This window comes from Pseudoalteromonas simplex (assembly GCF_015278155.1).
GTDB lineage: Bacteria > Pseudomonadota > Gammaproteobacteria > Enterobacterales > Alteromonadaceae > Pseudoalteromonas > Pseudoalteromonas simplex.
In genome coordinates, this window is record NZ_JADILN010000045.1 from 1 (window position 1) to 417 (window position 417).

General features: G+C 43.0%; 2 rRNA genes. Both read right to left on the reverse strand.

The features are described from left to right. Window positions 1-56 precede the first annotated feature (56 nt). A 5S ribosomal RNA gene (gene rrf / locus IRQ78_RS20455) occupies window positions 57-171 on the reverse strand. 157 nt (window positions 172-328) lie between these two features. After that, a 23S ribosomal RNA gene (locus tag IRQ78_RS20460) occupies window positions 329-417 on the reverse strand; the annotation flags it as partial.

Consider the following 417-nt stretch of genomic DNA (forward strand, 5'->3'; position numbering starts at 1 on the left):
AAGCTCCAAACGCAAAAAAGCCCGACTCTTTCGAATCGGGCTTTCTCTTATTTGGAGCCTGGCGATGACCTACTTTCACATAGCAGCTGCTACACTATCATCGGCGCTGTTTCGTTTCACTACTGAGTTCGGCATGGGGTCAGGTGGGYCCAAAACGCTATTGTCACCAAGCAAATTTGGTTTTAATTCGCTCATCTGAGCAAATTAATAAATCTGGAAATCTGATATTTTCTTACAGCTTAAGGCTTATGGCTTACAGCTTCGTAAAATCTACTTTAGTAACTTAACTTCTGTTCGTTACGCTGTCATAAAACGCGTTTGGCGTTGTATGGTTAAGCCTCACGGGTAATTAGTACAGGTTAGCTTAATGGCTCACACCACTTCCACATCCTGCCTATCAACGTTGTAGTCTTCAAC